The 19,116-nt window shown below is 41.9% G+C and carries 18 protein-coding genes and 1 other annotated feature; of the genes, 8 read left to right on the top strand and 10 right to left on the bottom strand.

The window, feature by feature from the left end; genetic code table 11:
- Positions 1–111: 111 nt before the first annotated feature.
- The 4 genes from MHI11_RS07925 to MHI11_RS07910 all read left to right on the top strand — a co-directional run bounded on the left by MHI11_RS07925 (position 112) and on the right by MHI11_RS07910 (position 3,774).
- Positions 112–561: a YfmQ family protein gene (locus MHI11_RS07925; RefSeq protein ID WP_044141050.1), complete on the top strand. Its 450-nt coding sequence runs from the start codon at positions 112–114 to the stop codon at positions 559–561.
- A 149-nt stretch (positions 562–710) separates the two neighbouring features.
- Positions 711–1,943, top strand: a complete 1,233-nt coding sequence (locus tag MHI11_RS07920) for a DNA polymerase IV (protein WP_044141049.1) — start codon at positions 711–713, stop codon at positions 1,941–1,943.
- Positions 1,944–1,958: 15 nt separating this feature from the next.
- Positions 1,959–2,303, top strand: a complete 345-nt coding sequence (locus tag MHI11_RS07915) for a YolD-like family protein (protein WP_044141048.1) — start codon at positions 1,959–1,961, stop codon at positions 2,301–2,303.
- A gap of 235 nt (positions 2,304–2,538) precedes the next feature.
- Positions 2,539–3,774: an MDR family MFS transporter gene (locus tag MHI11_RS07910; protein ID WP_044141047.1), complete on the top strand. Its 1,236-nt coding sequence runs from the start codon at positions 2,539–2,541 to the stop codon at positions 3,772–3,774.
- A gap of 31 nt (positions 3,775–3,805) precedes the next feature.
- Here the strand turns inward: MHI11_RS07910 and coaA are convergent, their stop codons facing one another.
- Positions 3,806–4,765 carry a type I pantothenate kinase gene (coaA, locus tag MHI11_RS07905; RefSeq protein WP_044141046.1) on the bottom strand — a complete coding sequence of 320 codons (960 nt, stop codon included), beginning with the start codon at positions 4,763–4,765 and terminating at the stop codon, positions 3,806–3,808.
- A gap of 187 nt (positions 4,766–4,952) precedes the next feature.
- On the opposite strand from coaA, the gene MHI11_RS07900 reads away from it, so the two are divergent.
- Complete coding sequence (locus MHI11_RS07900; RefSeq protein ID WP_340960807.1) at positions 4,953–6,281, top strand: CoA-disulfide reductase; 1,329 nt, start codon at positions 4,953–4,955, stop codon at positions 6,279–6,281.
- A 66-nt stretch (positions 6,282–6,347) separates the two neighbouring features.
- On the opposite strand, the gene MHI11_RS07895 is transcribed toward MHI11_RS07900, so the two are convergent.
- Both MHI11_RS07895 and MHI11_RS07890 read right to left on the bottom strand, forming a co-directional pair.
- Entirely contained in the window at positions 6,348–7,124 is a 777-nt protein-coding gene (locus MHI11_RS07895; RefSeq protein WP_340960806.1) for an SDR family NAD(P)-dependent oxidoreductase, read from the bottom strand.
- Positions 7,125–7,136: 12 nt separating this feature from the next.
- Complete coding sequence (locus MHI11_RS07890) at positions 7,137–8,087, bottom strand: MBL fold metallo-hydrolase (RefSeq protein WP_111912917.1); 951 nt, start codon at positions 8,085–8,087, stop codon at positions 7,137–7,139.
- A 169-nt stretch (positions 8,088–8,256) separates the two neighbouring features.
- Positions 8,257–8,469, top strand: a binding site (T-box leader).
- A gap of 41 nt (positions 8,470–8,510) precedes the next feature.
- On the opposite strand from MHI11_RS07890, the gene proC reads away from it, so the two are divergent.
- Positions 8,511–9,338, top strand: a complete 828-nt coding sequence (gene proC, locus MHI11_RS07885; protein WP_044141042.1) for a pyrroline-5-carboxylate reductase — start codon at positions 8,511–8,513, stop codon at positions 9,336–9,338.
- A gap of 50 nt (positions 9,339–9,388) precedes the next feature.
- On the opposite strand, the gene MHI11_RS07880 is transcribed toward proC, so the two are convergent.
- The 5 genes from MHI11_RS07880 to MHI11_RS07860 all read right to left on the bottom strand — a co-directional run bounded on the left by MHI11_RS07880 (position 9,389) and on the right by MHI11_RS07860 (position 14,635).
- Positions 9,389–9,523 (bottom strand): hypothetical protein, encoded by a 135-nt coding sequence (locus MHI11_RS07880; protein WP_258395125.1) that lies wholly within the window; start codon positions 9,521–9,523, stop codon positions 9,389–9,391.
- A 14-nt stretch (positions 9,524–9,537) separates the two neighbouring features.
- Positions 9,538–10,026 (bottom strand): DinB family protein, encoded by a 489-nt coding sequence (locus MHI11_RS07875; RefSeq protein WP_044141041.1) that lies wholly within the window; start codon positions 10,024–10,026, stop codon positions 9,538–9,540.
- A 19-nt stretch (positions 10,027–10,045) separates the two neighbouring features.
- A complete protein-coding gene (locus MHI11_RS07870; protein WP_044141039.1) occupies positions 10,046–11,302 on the bottom strand; it encodes an MFS transporter in 1,257 nt (418 codons plus the stop codon).
- Complete coding sequence (locus tag MHI11_RS07865) at positions 11,302–12,651, bottom strand: coproporphyrinogen-III oxidase family protein (RefSeq protein WP_044141038.1); 1,350 nt, start codon at positions 12,649–12,651, stop codon at positions 11,302–11,304. Before MHI11_RS07865 ends, MHI11_RS07870 begins: the two co-directional genes overlap by 1 nt.
- Positions 12,652–13,021: 370 nt before the next feature.
- A complete protein-coding gene (locus MHI11_RS07860) occupies positions 13,022–14,635 on the bottom strand; it encodes a M20/M25/M40 family metallo-hydrolase (RefSeq protein WP_044141037.1) in 1,614 nt (537 codons plus the stop codon).
- A 141-nt stretch (positions 14,636–14,776) separates the two neighbouring features.
- On the opposite strand from MHI11_RS07860, the gene namA reads away from it, so the two are divergent.
- Both namA and MHI11_RS07850 read left to right on the top strand, forming a co-directional pair.
- Positions 14,777–15,793, top strand: coding sequence for an NADPH dehydrogenase NamA (gene namA, locus MHI11_RS07855; protein WP_106067121.1), 1,017 nt, complete (start codon positions 14,777–14,779; stop codon positions 15,791–15,793).
- A 119-nt stretch (positions 15,794–15,912) separates the two neighbouring features.
- Complete coding sequence (locus MHI11_RS07850) at positions 15,913–16,677, top strand: alpha/beta fold hydrolase (RefSeq protein ID WP_044141035.1); 765 nt, start codon at positions 15,913–15,915, stop codon at positions 16,675–16,677.
- A 44-nt stretch (positions 16,678–16,721) separates the two neighbouring features.
- On the opposite strand, the gene MHI11_RS07845 is transcribed toward MHI11_RS07850, so the two are convergent.
- Both MHI11_RS07845 and rnz read right to left on the bottom strand, forming a co-directional pair.
- Entirely contained in the window at positions 16,722–18,029 is a 1,308-nt protein-coding gene (locus MHI11_RS07845) for an aminotransferase class I/II-fold pyridoxal phosphate-dependent enzyme (RefSeq protein WP_044141034.1), read from the bottom strand.
- A gap of 139 nt (positions 18,030–18,168) precedes the next feature.
- On the bottom strand, positions 18,169–19,098 hold the full coding sequence (rnz, locus tag MHI11_RS07840) for a ribonuclease Z (protein ID WP_044141033.1): 930 nt from the start codon (positions 19,096–19,098) through the stop codon (positions 18,169–18,171).
- Positions 19,099–19,116 lie beyond the last annotated feature (18 nt).

Here is a 19,116-nt window from a genome sequence, read left to right as displayed (position 1 = left end):
TCTTCACACTTATTTCAAAAAGTTCACTTTTTGTGCGAAAGTTTCATTCTTTTGGTATGTTAAGATGGTTCATATAGGAAATGTAACAAATGTTTATTGGAGATGATGATATTGGTTTGGATTGTTACTTCACTTGTTGTGTTTAGTCTTTTAAAGCTTCTTGTCACTTCGCTGCCTTCTGGTGTTGTGGAACGCCTTTTTAGTCGTTATGCAGTGCATGCAAAAGTAACAAGTGATCATACAACGATCATGTTTGAAGATCGTCCGCTCGATGATCAGCAAGCATCTGAAATTATTCAACATTTTAATGATGCGATCTTTATTGAACGCTATTATATTTATCCTGGTGATGAAGAGCGCTTTCTTCGTCCGCAGGAAGGGCCTGCGCCGCTTACTATGCAAACAAAGTTTGGCAAGCATGATGTGACCCTTTATCTGTATCATTACGATGACCACGTGGATGTGGTGCGGCAATTTACTCATAAGCCGAAGAAAAAACTGACGGCCTATCGTTTGCGTTCTGAGCCGCTCCAAACATCTTACAATTTAGCACATGCTTAAAATATGTTGTATCAAATGAGACGAAGTGGAAGACACTTCGTCTTTTTTGTATGGTTTTACACTCTTTTCTTTGAATGATTTACCAGTATCAATTTCGCCTCCTGACGGTTACAATAAGAACAGAACATACGTTCTAAGAGGTGAACATAATGAATGAACGAGCCATTCTGCTTGTGGATATGCAATCGTTTTATGCGTCAGTCGAAAAAGTGGAGGCTCCTCACTTGAAGAATGTGCCGCTCATCGTCTCTGGAGATCCTGAGCGGCGGAGTGGGGTCGTACTTGCCGCTTGCCCGCTTGCTAAAAAACGGGGCGTACAAAATGCATCAAGATTATGGGAAGCACAGGAGAAATGCCCCGAAGCTGTCGTCGTACGCCCCCGTATGCAGCGTTATCTTGATATCTCTGTCATGATCACAGAGCTGCTTGAACAATACACAGATCTTGTCGAACCATATTCAATTGATGAACAATTTCTCGATATTACAGGCAGCCTGACACTACTCGGTTCTCCCCATGAGATCGCTCAAAATATACAAACAACCATTATGAACCAGACGGGTATTTACGCACGTGTTGGCATCGGTCCTAATAAAGTGCTCGCCAAAATGGCCTGTGACCATTTTGCTAAAAAAAACACATCTGGCATCTATGAACTTCGCGCAGACAGTGTTGCGGCTGATTTATGGCCGCTTCCGATTGGAAAATTATTTGGCGTTGGTAAACGAATGGAGCACCATTTAAAACGAATGGGTATCAGTACCATTGGGACGCTTGCTACTTATCCGTTAGATCGGCTTAAAAAACGCTGGGGAATCAACGGAGAGCTTTTGCAGCGAACAGCATTAGGACTTGATCCCTCTCCGGTCACCGTTCACACACATAATGAACAAAAAGCGGTGGGACATCATATGACTCTCCCCCATGATTATGCGTCTTTTGAGGATATCAAAGTCGCTCTTCTTGAATTGAGCGAAGAAGTGGCAAGACGTGCACGCTTTAAGCATTATCTTGGTCAAACAGTGTCTGTTGGCGTGAGAGGCGCTGATTTTTCTCACCCGACCGGATTTCATAGACAAATCAAGCTTCATTCACCTACACAGTACGGGACAGATATTGCAGAGGCAGCCATTCAGCTATGTCAGCAGCACTGGGATGGTCAGCCCATTCGCAGTGTCGGTATTACTCTCTCTCAGCTGCAGTCTGACAGCCAGTATCAGCTGACTTTATTTGATCATCATGTTCAAAAAGACAAACTCAGCAAAGTATTTGATGCGATTCACATGAAGTATGGACCTGCTGCCCTGCTGCACGCTTCGTCACTGACAAGCGCAGGGCAGGCGTATCACCGCGCCGAAAAAATTGGCGGACATTACAAATAACGGAGGCGAACAGCCATGAATCCCAATAAATTAACACCTGGATACAACCTCATGTGGGAATCAAGCCGAATGATGCTCCCAGAGCACCGGGAGCAGCTGCTTGCTCAAAAACGGCAGAAAAAAAAATACACCCCTCCCCCGCTGAGCACCGATCAGCTGGAGGAAATGAATTTTTTGATCACACAGTCGATTACCGAGGATCAAGCGATTTGCGTGACATATGCCGAAGCAGGTAGAAAAGAGCAGTTTTGGGGCTGGGTCAAAGCCATTCATTATGAAACGCAGCGCATAAAAATCGTCAATGATGAAGATGTTTTAAACCTGTCCTTGCAGCAAATTGTCGCGATTGATCTCGATTGATTGTCGTCAAATGACAGTGTGAATCAGCGGAAAGCCATCCGCTTCCTTTTGTTGAAAAATCAATACCTATCAAGGCCTCAAATGCATCGTCAACAAAAAACATGCTCTCCGAATTCGTGACCGGTTCAAGCTTCTCTGCCATACGGCGGATGTCCCCTCCATCAAATTGTGTATTTAATTTGCACAATTTTTCATGTATGATTGGAACATCTTACAAACTCAGGGGAGAAACAGCATGAAAAATAACTTACGTACATTACATCCGCTTAGTTGGACGATCATCATCGGCACCATATTTGGCCGAATGGCGACGTCCATGAGCATTCCTTTTTTGGCCGTTTATTTAACACAAGTCAAAGGCGCCTCAGCTTCTTCTGCTGGATTAATCATTGCCGTTAGCTCTCTGATTGGGATCGTTGCGAGTTTTTACGGTGGATATATTTCTGATCGTATTGGAAGAAAAAAGGTCATGCTTCTATCAATCTTCGGTTGGACACTTGTCTTTGTTGGCTTTGCATTTGCAGATGCCATTTGGGTCTTCTTTATCATGAACGCTTTAAACGGACTGTGCCGGGCACTGTTTGAACCAACATCTAAGGCGCTCTTATCTGATGTCACCCCATCAAGTATTCGGTTGTTTGTGTTTAATTTACGATATACAGCCATTAACATAGGGGTCATCTTCGGTCCTCTGCTTGGCTTATATCTCGGGTCATCGAAAACAACCTTTCCATTTCTTGTCGCTGCCTTCATTTATTTGTTATACGGATTAACGCTGGCTTGGCAATTTCAGAAACATCCAGTTGCTGCTCCAGAAAACACGAAACAAATTGGGGTCAAAAAAGCCCTTTCCATTATCCAAAAAGATACGGTCTTTAGCATTATCCTCATCGGCGTTACCTTATGTTCGTTCGGGTATTCGCATTTGAGCTCAACGCTGCCTCAATATTTATCCGCTTCGCCTATGATTGAAGATGGTCCGAAACTGTTTGGATATCTTTTATCTTTAAATGCAGTTGTTGTCATTGTCGTACAATATCCGCTCATCATGATCGCCAAGCGCTACTCCACCATTTTGTCGCTCACCACTGGAAATATTCTTCTTGCAGGCAGTTTGTTTGCCATTGCTTTTTCACAGAGTCTAGGCATGCTTGCTTTCATCATTGTCGTGTTTACAATTGGAGAGGTTTTGCTGTTTGCGATGATGGATCTTTTTGTAGACAATGTGGCAAAGCCCGAAGTAAAGGGATCGTACTTTGGCGCGATGGGATTTTCTCAGCTCGGCAGTGTCGTCGGACCCTTTGTCGGCGGACTGTGCATTGACTATTTTGGCGCAGCCCACCCCCTTTCTATTTTTTCAGTGCTGTCTATCGTCACGATTGCAGGTGTACCGTTCTTACTCATTGGATACTACCGCCTGAAAAAGCGATCGGCGGCTGCCGTGGCTGTTAAAGTAAGTGGAGATCATTAAAAAAACCGCTCTTGATTTGAGCGGTTTCTCTTTAAACTCGGCGGATAGCAATCTCTTCCACCTTATGCTGATCACCTTTTTTCAAAATGAGATCAGCTCGATATTTTGTCGGTAAAATATTTTGATATAAATTAGGGCGATTGACGGTATTCCAAATTGTGCTTGCCATGTAATCTGCCTCTTCATCCGTCAAATCTTTGTATTGATGAAAGAAGGATTCAGGATCTTGAAAAGCTGTTTCCCTCAGCAAACGGAACCGTTCTTTATACCATGATTGAATTTGCGTTTCAGCAGCATCTACATAAATTGAAAAATCAAAGAAATCTGATACAAACACACGCGGTTCATCCTTCAGATCATCCAGCGCTGGGGATTGCAGCACATTGATTCCTTCAATAATAACAATATCGGCATCCTCCACCGTTTCATACACCCCTTCAAGCCGGTCATAGGTCAGATGCGAATATACCGGGGCATGCACAGTTTGCTTACCTGATTTTAATTCATTTAAAAAAGACAACAAGGCTTTGACATCATAGCTTTCTGGGAAGCCTTTCTTTTCCATGAGTCCTCGATCCTTTAATTCTTTTTGAGGATACAAAAAGCCATCCGTTGTCACAAGACTCACTTTCAGCCCATCTCCAAGCCTCGATAAAAGCGTTTCGATGATACGGGCCGTTGTGCTTTTCCCGACAGCCACACTTCCAGCAATCCCAATTAGGAAAGGAATTTTCGCATGATGCGGGTAGTTTAAAAAGGCATTCACATGCTGATTTTTTTGTTTTTCTGCAAAGACATGCAATGTCAGAAAACGAATAAGTGGTATGTAAATATCTTGAACTTCTTCAAGAGATAAATAGTCATTTAATCCTTGAAGTGCTCTTGCTTCCTCTTCTGAAACAGATACCGGCATATATTCTCCAAGAGCAGACCAAGCCTCTCTTGTATGACGTGTATATAAAGTATTAAAATCTAGTCGAGTGTCACTCAAAGTCTTTCCCACCAATCTTCACTAAACTCGTAACCAAAAAGACGATAATCCGATTGTAGCTTAAAATGAAGGCGCTGTCTTTATTTTTCCACTAAAGTTTGCTTCTTTTGCGAAAAAAAGCATTAAAAAAAGGAAAATGAGGGTAAATAAGAGTATTCAGTTCGATAAATAGAAGGGAGCACACCAAATGAAATATGTGATAATTGGCGGAGATGCAGCAGGAATGAGCTGTGCTATGCAAATATATCGAGAGGACCCAGATGCACATATTGTCGCTTTTGAAAAAGGAGAGATTTTCTCATATGGACAGTGCGGCCTCCCCTACTTGATCGGCGGTCTCATTGATCACCACAGCAAGCTGATTGCACGCAGCGCTGAAACGTTTCGCGACAAATACGGAATTGATGCTAGATGCCTACACGAAGTGACCTCCATTGACCCAAAGCAAAAAACGGTGTCAGGGTCTCATACAAAAACAAAAGAACCCTTTACCGAAAGCTATGACCGCCTCTTAATTGCGACAGGAGCAAGCCCCGTCACACTGAATTTAAACAATCAGCCGCTAGAAGGCGTACACATATTAAAAACTATTCCGCATGCGCTGTCCATTTTAGACCACTTAAAACAAGATATCACACATGTCACGATCATTGGCGGTGGATATATCGGCTTAGAGATGGCTGAAAATTTAAAAGCGCTGGGAAAAAAAGTACATATCATTCAGCGGGGTTCAACACTTGGTCCGGGCTTTGACCCCGATATGGCAAAGCACCTGAAAGAAGAGGCGGATGCCCAAGGCATTCACGTGACACTCGGGGAAACCGTGCAGACATTAGAGGGCGAATCACATGTCACAGCTGTTCAAACAGACAAACAAACCATAAAAACAGATATGGTCATCATGGCCATCGGCGTCACCCCGCAAACCTCTTTTTTAGACAAAACAGGAGTCAAACGTCTTTCAAATGGCGCCATTGTTGTAAATGAATACATGCAAACCAATGTAAAAGACATCTATGCTGCCGGGGATTGCGCAGCCACTTATCACCGCATCAAACAATCGCTTGATTATATCCCGCTCGGCACAACGGCGAATAAACAAGGAAGAATCGCTGGTTTTCATATGACGGGAACAAACCGGGCGTTTCAAGGTGTGACTGGAACAGCAGTGATGAAATTTATGAGCGTGACAGCGGGACGAACGGGCTTATCAGAAAAGGAAGCACAAGCAGCTGACATTCCTTTTTCCACCATCACCATTGACAGTACGGATCACGCTGGATATTATCCAGATGCGCAGAAAATGAAAGTCAAACTGATTTACAGAAGTGATGACTACACCTTGCTCGGTGCCCAAATCATCGGAAGAAACGGTGTAGATAAACGGATCGATGTGATGGCAACTGCTCTTTACCAACAGCTAACCATAACAGATCTTGAAGATTTAGATATTAGCTATACACCGCCTTTTAACAGTGTGTGGGACCCGCTTCAACAAGCGGCAAGGCGGGGATAAAAAGACGGTCACAATGGCAGCTTACTTCAAAAAAAAGAAACCAGTTCACAACCGGTTTCTTTTTTGTTATTTTTTCATCATCGCTTTGCGTGCTACTTTTTCAAATAAAAATGGAAATAATTGATACAATTTACTGCCAGCGTTCATCCATCCAGGCAGATTAATCTCTCTTTTTTTCGTCATCATAGCGGATACGACCTTCCCAGCCACCTTGTCCGCACTAAGCATCATGAATTCCACATTCTTCACATATTCACCGCTGCGATCGGCGATGGTAAAGAAGTCAGTGGCAATCGGGCCTGGATTCACTGTGGTGACGTGAATGCCGATGTCTGACAGCTCCATTCTGAGGCTGTTTGAAAAGCCAAGGACGGCATGCTTGGATGCGGAATAAATGGCTGATTTCGGGGTGGCTATCTTTCCTGCCTGGGAGGCAATATTGATAATATGTCCATGTCCTCTTTGTTTCATCTCTGGAATGACCTTTTTCGTGCAAGCGATTAAACCAAACACGTTTACTTCAAACATCGACACCATTTCTTCAATGGACGCATCTTCAACGAGATCGAACGCACCAAAACCGGCATTGTTAACCAAAATATCAACAGCCCCCACTTCTTCATATGCGCGATCAATGTCCTCAAGGTGACTGACATCTAGCTCCACGATGCGACACACCCCGCCAGTACTCATAATCTTTTCTTTTACACCCGTCAGCTTTTCAATTCGTCTTGCTGAAATAATGATCTCTGCGCCTTCTTCTGCTGCCAAATACGCCATTTTTTCACCAATGCCACCAGATGCGCCTGTAATCCATATTCTCTTTCCTGTTAATCGCCCCATACGTTTCACTCCTTAGTTTGCCCTGTAATAGAGAATTCCATCTTTTTGCACTTCTTCAATTTGTCCAGCCTCTAAGAGGACATCCAGCTGCCCAACTGTCTCTGACATCGTTAAAAATAAGGCCTCTTCGTACAACACTGGAAATAGCTTGCGGCAAAGATGAAAGGCAGTCATTTCTTTTCGTTTGAGCAGCTGATACATCGTATTTGCCCGTTTTTCTTGTTTCTTAAATCTTTCTTCGATCAATTCATGATGAGACGTGATGAGCTGCCCGTGTCCTGGATAAATCGTCTTGATCGGCAGATGAAGTAATCGATTGAGTGATGCTTTATATTGAAGCAGCGATTTTTGACGTTCCTCCCCTTCATACGGCGCTTCCATTAACGGGTTTGAGGAAATGGTTGTCAAAAGCAGATCTCCACCAATGAAATGGCCCGTTGTTTCATCTAGAAAGGAAAGATGAGACTGTGCATGTCCCGGTGTTTCCATCACAAAGAACTGTTCATGCCCTTTCAATCGATCGCCTTCTTTGATGACGTCATCTACATGTGCAGTACAAGAATATGTATAAGATTGCTTCACGATTCTTTCACACTCACCTGGGCGAAGCGGCACACCTAACTGCTGAAAAAATCGTTCCGTAAAAGCAATTTGACGCTCTTTAAACACAGAGTCCTGGCTAATATACGGCTCATTTAACTTATGTCCGATCACACGGACATGAGGTTTCATCAGATTTAAAAGACCGACATGATCTGCATGATGATGGGTCAACACCACTTGATCAATATCGTCAATTGATAAACGATGCTCTTGTAATTGCGTGACAAAGGCGTGCTCCGCCTCTTCTGTCATCGGCCCGCAGTCCACTAGGGTCACAGCTTCTCCTTTTAAAATATATGCATGTACATCCCCCACAGCAAATGGTGTTGGGATGGATAATTGAATGATGTCTTCTTTCACTTTTTTATGTCATCTCCTGCTTTTTGACTCATGGTTCATTGTCACTCCGTCTTCTTTATTCATTGTATCCTGCAAAGGGCAGACTGTCATGCGGTTTAGGCGGTCAATTTTTTTATCTGTCCCTATTGACACAAACTTGTCCATCGTTGCATAATGAACAACAAATATAAGATGCGCGGGTGACAAGGATTAGTAAGCAAAATAATGATGCAAGAGAGTGAGGTCCACCGGCTGTAAGACCTCACCATCCTCTTATTTGCTGAACCTGCCCTTTGAGCTGTTAGGCAAACCTAAACGTTTCCCGCGTTAAGGGACTAGAGCTGAGTATGCATATTTGCATGCTAATTGAGGGTGGTACCGCGAAAAACCTTTCGTCCTTTTCAGGCGAGAGGTTTTTTTATTTTCTACAAGGAGGAGCAGCTTATGAGTAAAATTGGATTTATCGGTGCAGGCTCGATGGCAGAGTCGATGATAAAAGGTTTATTAAAAAGCGGCATCATGTCAAATGAAGATATTATTGTCACAAACAAAACGAATGAAAAACGGTTAGAAGAATTAAAGGTGCGTTATGGGGTCAAAACGGATTTCTCTCGTTCTTTTATTTATGAAGAAGCGGATATTCTCGTATTTGCTTTAAAACCGAAAGATGCGGAAAGCGGGATATCTGAAGTGCGGCCTCATTTACAAGGACAGCTGATCATTTCGATTTTAGCGGGCATCTCCATTGAAACGATTCAACACTATGCTGGCGAGAAGACTGCGGTGGTTCGTGCGATGCCAAATACATCAGCGGCCATTCAGCAATCAGCAACAGGCATTGCCGTCAGTCAAGAAGTGACAGAGGATCAAAAGAAAAAAGCAATCGAGCTTTTTGAAACGATCGGTCATGTGACGGTATTAGATGAATCACAGCTAAATGCTGTTACGGCTATTGCAGGAAGCGGCCCAGCCTTTATTTATCATTTGATTGAAGGAATGGAGCGAGGCGCTTCGGAACTTGGGATGGACCAAGCAACAGCGAAGCTGCTCATCTGCCAAATGATTGCGGGCGCCGCAAACATGCTTCAAAGCAGCGGTAAAGAACCTGCTGAACTGCGCAAAGAAATCACAAGTGAAGGCGGAACGACAGAAGCCGGCCTGAACACACTTGCTGCCTATCAATTTGAAGAAGCCGTTGTCGATTGTGTCAAAACCGCAACAAAACGCGCAGCAGAATTAAACGAAATGTTTTCAGCAAGCACGTATAAATGATAGAGAAAAGCACCTGTTTTGAAGACAGGTGCTTTTCTACATATACACATCTATTTTTTCTCACTAGCAACTTGATGTAAACTGCCTGTTTCACACTTCGGTTCTTTTTTAGAAATGGCTTGTTCTAATAAAGAATTACGTGCCTGATAAAAATTCACATCGATTAACAATTCTTGATGCTTCACTATTTAGCACCTCCTCATGCAGATGATTCACTCATTGACATGATGGCTTTGATTTGATCAAGATGATGTTGTTCATGTAAGGCGATCGTTTCAGCTAATATTTGCACTGTCATCACCCCTTCTTCAGGATGCAGACCTGATTGCTCCCATGTATCCTTTTCTATTAGATGAAGTGTCTTGCTTCTTCTCTCTTTCAATCGTTTAATCAGTGCTTTGATCTCCTTTACGTTAAACCTTTCGTAAGCTCTTTCCTTCACATACATTTCAGGATCATACGATTGAAAAGGGGTGTGGTCATTTGATATTGCCTGCTCTATCCGCTCTGACCAGACTTCTTCTGTATCATACAAATGCCCTACGAGTTGCTTGATCGACCACTTGCCCTCTCCCAAAGTTTGATCTAGTGTGTGCTCATCACATGTCTCCACTAGCTTTTCTAGTTCACGGATACTTTCCTGAAGCGATGTAGTAATTTCTGTTTTTGTTAATTTTCCAGTTTCCATTAAGTAATCAATGTCTCCTTTACAGTGAATGTATTTCTACTTTGGATTTATCTTGATGCTTCCCTTTAAGTAATAGTAAGCTATTCACTAAGCCTGCTACTATCACAAGTCCTGCCATCCCTATAGCAATGACATGTATAGGAATCAAATCTCCGATAAATGCCATGATGATAAACCCACTAATATAAAATATACGTGATAATGCAAGACCTACCGAAAAAACTCGGGCTCTTAAATGGCTGCTTGCATAGGTCATGATATTTGTTGAGTACAAAACTTCGACTGGGCTATATAACAGATTAGCTAATAAAACAACAACCAAAAATCCAATAAAAGACGTTTGTTGATAAGAAAGTGCATGTAATACTCCCAGCAAAATAATCGCTAACGTGGACCACTTTTTATAAAACTGAAAGGAGAATTTCACTTTTTTAAAGTATGCTGCAAGTGTAATCCCACCAATAATTTGCCCGAGCCCACTAATTGTATGACCAAGCCCTAAGCCAAAATTCCCTTCTCTTGCTACTTCTAAAATGTACAAGCTAAATAGAACATACACGATACTTAAAGCAAATTCTCTTGACATCAATATCCATATCGCACTTTGAATTTTGGGTGATCCTTTAATTTCTTTGATCCCCTCTTTAAAGCTTTGAACATATGACACATACTCTTTTTTTTCAGATGCCTCTTTCGCTTTAATAGGAATTAACAGCATGGCTGATAATAAAAATGTCATCGCATCTACTAAATAAATTGTAGAAATGGACCATATTTCTGTCACCAACCCGCCTAAACCTGTCGCAATGAGCATCGATGCGCTAAAAGATGTGGCGAGTAAACTATTCCCCTTAGAAAGCTGCTCTTTGTCTATGATTTCAGGTATCATAGATGAACGAGCAGGCAGATATATACCAGAGAAAGCACCATTTAACGCTAATAATAAATAAAGGATAAATGGTGTAACATCCATTGTGACAACAAAAACAAACCCTAGTCCAATGATAAAACGTGCCACATCAGCGAAGATGACTACTTTCTTATAAGAAAACTTATCTATAATTGGGCTCAAAAGCATAGATGTTAAGATAAGGGGAAGCATAGAACAGATAAATAGAATGCTTAGATGGGTGGCTTTTCCAGTGAGTTCATAAATTAAACCAATTGTCGCTATCGTTCTAAACCAATCTCCAAAAGCAGATAAGTTTTGCCCAATAAAGAAACAGACAAAGTTTTGATCTTTAAAAAGAGATGTCGTTTCTTTCTTTAAAACCATTAGATGAGCACCTCAGTTGACTCATACCAGCCTAACTCTTTTTGCATAAATCCTACGGCTTGATCATAATTTTCTCTTTCTTTTTCTGGTATAAGATCTACTAAAATCGCAGGATACCAAGGCTTTGCTTCTTCCTTTATCACAAAATATTGCTCCGCTTCTTCAACGACTCCCTTCATCATAAGTAATTGTAGTTTACGATAGATTTCCTCACGTTTTGGCATTTGATTGATGTGCGCTTTCTCTATTTTCATAGTTTTAGGGAAGAAGACGAGCCTTCTATCAAAAGCATGATATTCTCTAGATTTAACGATAGGCAATTCTTGATTCGTCAGGCTTTCAATATATTTTTGCGTATTTCCTTCATTTGACCATATCATGCCTTGCATATAGGAAATCGCTCCTGTTCCTAGGCCAATATATTGATCTTCGTAACCTCCGTAAATCACTTCGCCATATTGAAAACGTTTATTCTGATGCTCTGGAGCCATAAACGTATACACATAATTCTGATGCCAGCCATTCGTTTTTAAATGACGGTATAATGTATCACTAAACTCAAACTTTTCTTTAGGATTTGGCGGCATAGGCACCTTGCCTTTATTAATTTTTGATAACCATCCCTTTGAACAAGCAATATATTCTAGTGGATACGTATCAATACTTGTGCTTCTTAATGCCATCACTCCATTGATGTCTGCTATCATCTCTTCTTTCGTTTGACCGGGCAACTGATAAAGTAAATCAATATTATAAGATTGGAAATGACGCTTCATTAAGTCAACAGTCTGAGAGATTTGATCAAAACTAGCCGTTAAATTGAACATTTTTCGATAATGTTCATTTAATGTTTGGACACCAAAGCTTCCTCGATTGGCTCCACCTTCAGCCATGGCAGCCACTCTTTCAGGTGTAGCTGTTTTTGCTTCACATTCAAAGGTCCATTCATAATCAGAAGATAGTGTGAAATTTTCTTTTATGGCGGTCGAAAGTCGATAGATTAGTTCTGGGGGCATAATGGAAGGCGTTCCTCCTCCAACGAACACCACATCAAATGTCATTTTTTGAATACGAGGGGACTGGGATAAAATACGAATCTCACTGATTAAAGCATCTATATACTTTCCGATAATGGGCTCATATTTGGTGGATTTGATAAAAGGACAAAACGAACAAATCGTATCGCAGAAAGGGATATGTAAATATAAAGCATTTTTCCCTTTTTGAAATGTTCGTTCTTTTTGAATGAATTCTGTCACACGAGATTGTGCTCCTTCTTGGCTAGCTTGGCCAAAAAACGGATAAAGAAAATTCCATAAAGGCGGATGCTCTTCATAATAACTTTTCATATTTGACATTCCTCTCACCCAACTTTCGTCTATTTTTAACCCACATACAAATAAATTCACAGAGAAGCTGATTAAATCGCTTCTCTGCGATACACTCTTTCGACAAGTACTGATTCAATTCATTAGATTGCAATCCACTCGTTACGCTTCATCTTAATCACCTCCTTATAATTAGGATAATTGTAATTAAATTACACAATTGATTATAATAGACTTTTCTGAATATTTCAATCATTTTAACTATTTTTTGCAAGGACTATTGTTTTAGATAGCAATTTACATATATAACTTTTGGCAGAACGAAGCAAATATAACACGCACATTCACAATCAAAAGCCCTATCATCACGATAGGGCTCTTCATCATATACTTATTTTTTCTCTAACAAAGCATGAATCGCTGATTCTAGTAATTCTGGCAAAATGCCGAATGAGAACGGAATGTGCAGGCGCTCTGTCCATTTGTGCGGGTCCTTTCCTAATGGACCCACGTTGATGACTGGAACGTAAAGTGCTTCCTTTTCTCCTTCTGGTAAAGAATAGCCTTTCTGGTAAAGCGGCATATTGGTCGTGTAATGCCCTACGTCCTGTTTTTCGAGCTGTAAGTAACTTAAATCAGACAATCCCGGAAAATATTTCACTTCTTCTATTTCAAGTCCATAACTCTTCTTTGCTTCTATTTGAATCCTCTTTAAAGTTGCTTGGATATGCGGATCTTCCGTTGAGGAAACGGCTGGATAAAATGGCGGACTATAAAATAGAACAATGAGCGGCCCTTCTTCCTTGCAAAGCGTCGTCAGCTCAGAGACGATTTTGGTTGAAAAATCACGATCTCCAAGCTCACCTCGATTGGCGAACGCATAGTTCACAATACGTTCAACCTCCTGTTTACCTGAGCGTTCAGCAGCTTTTTGATACAGCTCATGATACGTGAGAACGGTAATCCTCGTATCAATTGGTGTAAAAGGTTTAAAGCGCTGAAATTCTGCTGTTTTTTGTTTAAGATCAGCTTCAATTTGATCTGCTGCTTGTTTCGCCGTGTCATAAAGAAGCCCGTGCAGTTCTTCACTTGAACGATTCATCATCAGCACATTAAATAAAGAAACAGCTGTGTGAGGTGTTTGAACGGAATAGGCTTCTTTTAAATCCTTTTGCATTAAGTTGGTTGGGGGCGGCGTGACTTCACCATCTACTTTCTCACAATAATCACTATTCAGCTCTAACAGCCGATTTAATTCAGATACCATGAAATTCGCATTTAAGCCTGAGAACGGCTCTCCTACATGTGTTTCAATTCCTTTGCACAAAAATCCAGCCAGCACCTTTCCTATACTGCCTGTATACATATAATAATGTTCATCACCTGGATACTTTTCAAACATAGGCTCACTGTTTAAGCACGCGGTATAGTCGAGGTCATGCTTTTCCTTAAGCTCCTTTAGTTTTGGAACAGCTTCAAGCATTCCTTGAGAATTCACTTCTTCATCCGGGACTGTGATGAGTAGGACATTTCCATCAAATGTCTCTGTCATCGCTCTTTCAAGCATAGACAGCTGTACAGTAAGACCTGCCTTCATATCCATGGCACCTCTTCCGAATAACCAGTCACCTGAAGCTAGATCTTCTCTTGCTCTTTTTGGGAGAAGCGCACTTTTTTGAGAAAATGATGCCATTAACTCTTCAGGCTTGCATGCCATGTTTTGAAATTCACCGTAATCTTCTGTATCGACGACATCGAAATGACTAAGCAGCAAAACGGTACGAGAAAGCGAACTGCGCTTTACAAGCGCCGTTAAATAATACCGGCCATCTTTCATCGGATGCAAAGCCAAATGGTCAGGGTTCTGCTTGTAATAAGGCCGCTCCCTCAGTAAATAATATAAATATTCAGCTAACGCCACTTCTCCAGTTGTACCCGATATGCTTTCATACTGCATAAGAGCAGTGAGCAGTTCCTTTCGTTCACTCTCTGTTTGCCATTTCATTCGTTCTCCCCCTTTGCTTTCTCTATTTTCTCCATTATACAAAAACGTGTATAAAAGCTATATTCTTTGAGCACCTTTTATGACGAAAGTTTGAATGGCTGTTATAATCGGCTATACAATTCTATGAGGAGGCGAAGGTATTTGGAAACAAAACTCTTTTCACCATGGACATTAAAAGGTGTTACGCTGAAAAACCGCATCGTGATGTCCCCGATGTGTATGTATTCATCCTATGATCGTGATGGGAAATTACAGCCTTTCCACTTTACACATTATATTTCCCGTGCACAAGGTCAAGCTGGCCTGATCATGGTGGAGGCAAGTGCCGTTTCCCCTGAGGGAAGAATTAGTGATCAAGATCTCGGGATTTGGAGTGATGAGCACATTGAAGGCTTCGCTTCATTAAACGAACAAATCAAAGCATACGGAACCAAGACAGCCATCCAGCTGGCTCATGCAGGACGTAAAGCTGAACTAGATGGTGACATCCTGGCACCATCTAGCATTCCATTTGACGAACAGTCTAAAATCCCTGCCCAGATGTCCGTCGATCAAATCAAAGATACCGTTCAGGCGTTTCAGGATGCAGCTGTCCGGGCAAAAAAGGCCGGCTTTGACATCATTGAAATTCATGGGGCGCATGGCTATTTGATCAATGAATTTCTTTCACCGCTGGCGAACCACCGAACAGACGACTATGGCGGTTCACCAGAGAACCGTTATCGTTTCTTAAGAGAAGTCGTCGATGCAGTCAATGAAGTATGGGAAGGACCATTATTTGTCCGTGTGTCTGCCTCTGACTACACGACAAAAGGACTTGATATTGCCGATTACATTGGCATTGCTACATGGCTGAAGGAACAAGGTGTCGACTTAATCGATGTCAGCTCAGGCGCTGTCATACAGGCGAAAATCAGCACATTCCCTGGCTACCAAGTGACCTTCGCAGAAAAAATCAAAGAAGGTGCCGGTATTCAAACAGGTGCTGTCGGTCTGATCACATCTGGTGTACAGGCAGAGGAGATTTTACGAAATCAGCGTGCAGACTTAATTTTTATAGGCAGAGAATTTTTACGGGATCCATACTTTCCAAAAACAGCTGCTGAAGAGCTTCGTACATCCATCGAAGGCCCGCGTCAATATGACCGCGCTTGGTAAAAATGCATAGGAAAAAGGTGTCTATTTTTTGAAATAGGCATCTTTTTTGTTTTTAAGAGAAACATATCTGCCTTTTGTGCCGTCTTTTAGCTAAAGAACCACTTAGAGGAGATGGAAGAATGAACTCGGCAATGATTGAAAGAATGTATCATATAGATGGACATCATTTTTATACAAAACATCGTCAAGGCAAAAGGCAAGCCACCATTATCTTTGAAGCAGGCTACGGCATTTCGGGTGATACGTGGTCGAATATGGCCCGTGATATTGATCCTGAGCTTGGGGTTTTCTTATATGATCGATTAGGAAACGGAAAAAGCAGTGACAGCAGTGAAGGAAGAACATTGCATGATCTTGCAGATGATTTAGATGCGCTGCTAGAAGAAGCCAATATTCAGCCGCCCTTTCTCATTGTGGCTCACTCATTTGGCTCTCTTGTCAGCCGGTTATGGGCAAGCCGCAGAGGAGATGACGTCATTGGCATGGTGCTGTTAGACCCGGCAAGTGAGGAGCAAGAACAGGTCATCCTCCCGCTTTTATCAAAGGAAGAACGGACTTCATATATGGCGCAATTTACAGCAGAATGTACGCATGAGAACTTTCAACAAATGCTAAGCACAATAAAAGAGGAACAAACCCATTATGGGATGATGCCGCTCCTTGTCATTTCATCAGGTAAGAGCCGATTGTTTCACCCAGCACACGAGGCATGGCTCAGACTTCATAAACGGATGCTGTCTTTGTCATCTCAAAGTGGATGGATTCAAGCGCAGAACAGCTCGCACTATATTCATCATGATGAACCGCATATTGTACAGCTTGCGATCTATGATGTATGGTGCGCAGCGAAACAACCTGTTTCCTATTATCAAACAGCCAATTAAAAACAAAAACTCCTTGACTAGTGACGCGTCAAGGAGTTTTTTCTTTATGCCGTTGGAGCTGACTGACTTTTTTTAGACAGCAGCTTTTCAATGCTGACAAGCTGAACACATAATGTAAAGATGTCAATCGCTTGCTCTAGTTCTTCTAGTGATGGGAACGTTGGCGCAATGCGAATGTTACGATCAAGCGGGTCTTTTCCATAAGGATAAGTCGCGCCTGCACCTGTCATGGTCACACCAGCTTCTTTTGCCTTTTGCACAACAGCTTTTGCACAATGATCAAGCGTATTTAAACTAATAAAATATCCGCCATTTGGCTTGTGCCATTCTGCAATGTCTTTCCCGCCAAGTGTTTCATCAAGAATAGAAAGAACGAGGTCAAACTTTGGCTTAATGATCGCAGCATGTTTTCTCATATGTTCCTTCAAGCCTTCTGGATTCTTGAAGAAACGAAGGTGTCTTAATTGATTGATTTTGTCTGGTCCAATCGTTTGAATCGATAATTGTTTTTGAGTAAAGCTCACATTATCCGGGCTAGATGCCATGAGTGCAATACCTGAGCCTGGGAATGTAATTTTAGAAGTAGACGCAAACATAAACACACGATTTGGGTGCCCTGCTTCCTCTACTGCTTGAAAAATATCTTTTAACGTATCAGGCGTATCAGCTAGGTGATGGACTGCGTATGCATCATCCCAAAAAATGCGGAAGTCGTCTGCTTTTGTTTTCATCGAAGCAAGGCGGTTAACCACCTCATCTGAATACGTAATGCCATCTGGGTTGCTATATTTTGGTACACACCAAATGCCTTTAATCGCTTCATCCTCTGCGACCAATTTTTCGACCTGATCCATATCAGGTCCATCAGCCTTCATATCTACCGTGATCATCTCTATGTTAAATAGCTCACAAATGGAAAAGTGACGGTCATATCCCGGGCTTGGTGCAAGGAATTTTACCTTTGGCAGCTTTCCCCAAGGTGTTTTGCTGTCATATACGCCGTGGGTCATGGCACGGGCAATCGTATCGTGCATCATATTAAGGCTGGAATTACCGCCGATGATGATTTGTTCTGGTTTCAGATTGAGCACATCTGCAAAAAATGTCTTCGTTTCAGGAAGCCCTGTCAAACCGCCATAGTTACGCACATCTGTGCCATCTTCAGCCGTCATCGCATCCTTTGATGTCACAACATCGAGCATACCCATAGACAAATCGAGCTGTTTTGGTGAAGGTTTTCCTCTAGACATGTCTAAGTGTAAGTTTTTACTTTTATAAGCTTCGTACTCATTTTGTAGTGCTGCATATAGGTCATTTAATTCTGCTTCACTTAACGCTGTAAAACCGCTCATCTTTGATTGTGCCTCCCGTATTCTTCATAGTTTCATTCGTCATTTGTTTTTTCTTCACCATTTTACCACTACCTGAAAAAGAGAGTCATTATAAATATCAAAAAAATCGCACAACTTTTTTTGACGATTCATCCAATTTTTACAGGGTGCGGTCAATGGAAAAAGAAGAGAAATCCTGTGCAGCTTCTGTCAGCGGGAATATATCGCGGGCTTCTTTCAATAGTTGTTTCAGTGCCTCTTCTCCTTGGTAACGTGCACTAATATGGGTCAAAATTAATCTTTTTGCGCCTGCTTCCTGCGCTGTTTTCGCTGCTTGCTCTGTCGTGCTGTGATAATAATTGTAGGCTAGATCAGCATCTTCTTTACCGAATGTTGCTTCATGGACTAACACATCCGCATCCTTGGCAAGCCTTGTTATATTCTCGCATAAACGGGTATCTCCTGAAAATGCAACGATCCTCCCTTTTTTAGGGGGTTCCAAATAATCGGTTCCATCAATGATTCTTCCATCTTCGAGTGTCACGGTTTCCCCATTTTTCAACTTCTGATACAAAGGTCCAGGTTTTACACCGATTTCTTTTAGGTCTTCGGCTTTTAATGCACCTGGTACATCTTTTTCCACTACCCGATAGCCGTAAGCTGGAATACCGTGAGATACTCGTCTTGCTTCTACTTGAAAGGTATCATCTTCAAATACGATCCCTTCATCTATCTCTATGATATGCAGCGGATATGTCAAATGCGTTTGTGTAGCTGAAAGTGCTGCGTTCACAAACGCTTTGATGCCCTTAGGTCCATAGATCGTTAGTTCATCCTCTCCACCTTGAAAGGATCTGCTGCCAAGCAGTCCTGGGAGACCGTATACATGATCACCATGCATATGAGTGATAAATATTTTCTCAATCTTTCTCGGTTTAATCGTTGTATGTAATATTTGATGCTGCGTCGCTTCTCCGCAATCAAAAAGCCACACTGCTTTTCTTTCTTCTAAAAGCTTTAGCGCAGTGCAAGTGACGTTTCTAGTTTTTGCAGGAATGCCTGCACCAGTTCCTAAAAAGAGCAGTTCCATTACTTTTCCTCCTAAAGC

Origin of the sequence: Bacillus sp. FSL K6-3312 (genome assembly GCF_038007485.1) — a bacterium.
GTDB classification, from domain to species: Bacteria; Bacillota; Bacilli; order Bacillales; family Bacillaceae; genus Bacillus; species Bacillus pumilus.
Note: the sequence above shows the minus strand (reverse complement) of the source record. Positions and strands in the feature narration are given on the sequence as shown.

Coding starts and splice junctions, on each gene's coding strand:
- MHI11_RS07875 (WP_044141041.1), bottom strand. CDS start 10,026: ATGGAAACTGGAAAATTAACAAAAACAGAAATTACTACATCGCTTCAG.
- MHI11_RS07895 (WP_340960806.1), bottom strand. CDS start 7,124: ATGGGGCGATTAACAGGAAAGAGAATATGGATTACAGGCGCATCTGGT.
- proC (WP_044141042.1), top strand. CDS start 8,511: ATGAGTAAAATTGGATTTATCGGTGCAGGCTCGATGGCAGAGTCGATG.
- MHI11_RS07850 (WP_044141035.1), top strand. CDS start 15,913: ATGAACTCGGCAATGATTGAAAGAATGTATCATATAGATGGACATCAT.
- MHI11_RS07870 (WP_044141039.1), bottom strand. CDS start 11,302: ATGGTTTTAAAGAAAGAAACGACATCTCTTTTTAAAGATCAAAACTTT.
- MHI11_RS07860 (WP_044141037.1), bottom strand. CDS start 14,635: ATGAAATGGCAAACAGAGAGTGAACGAAAGGAACTGCTCACTGCTCTT.
- MHI11_RS07910 (WP_044141047.1), top strand. CDS start 2,539: ATGAAAAATAACTTACGTACATTACATCCGCTTAGTTGGACGATCATC.
- MHI11_RS07865 (WP_044141038.1), bottom strand. CDS start 12,651: ATGAAAAGTTATTATGAAGAGCATCCGCCTTTATGGAATTTTCTTTAT.
- MHI11_RS07920 (WP_044141049.1), top strand. CDS start 711: ATGAATGAACGAGCCATTCTGCTTGTGGATATGCAATCGTTTTATGCG.
- MHI11_RS07900 (WP_340960807.1), top strand. CDS start 4,953: ATGAAATATGTGATAATTGGCGGAGATGCAGCAGGAATGAGCTGTGCT.
- rnz (WP_044141033.1), bottom strand. CDS start 19,098: ATGGAACTGCTCTTTTTAGGAACTGGTGCAGGCATTCCTGCAAAAACT.
- MHI11_RS07845 (WP_044141034.1), bottom strand. CDS start 18,029: ATGAGCGGTTTTACAGCGTTAAGTGAAGCAGAATTAAATGACCTATAT.
- MHI11_RS07915 (WP_044141048.1), top strand. CDS start 1,959: ATGAATCCCAATAAATTAACACCTGGATACAACCTCATGTGGGAATCA.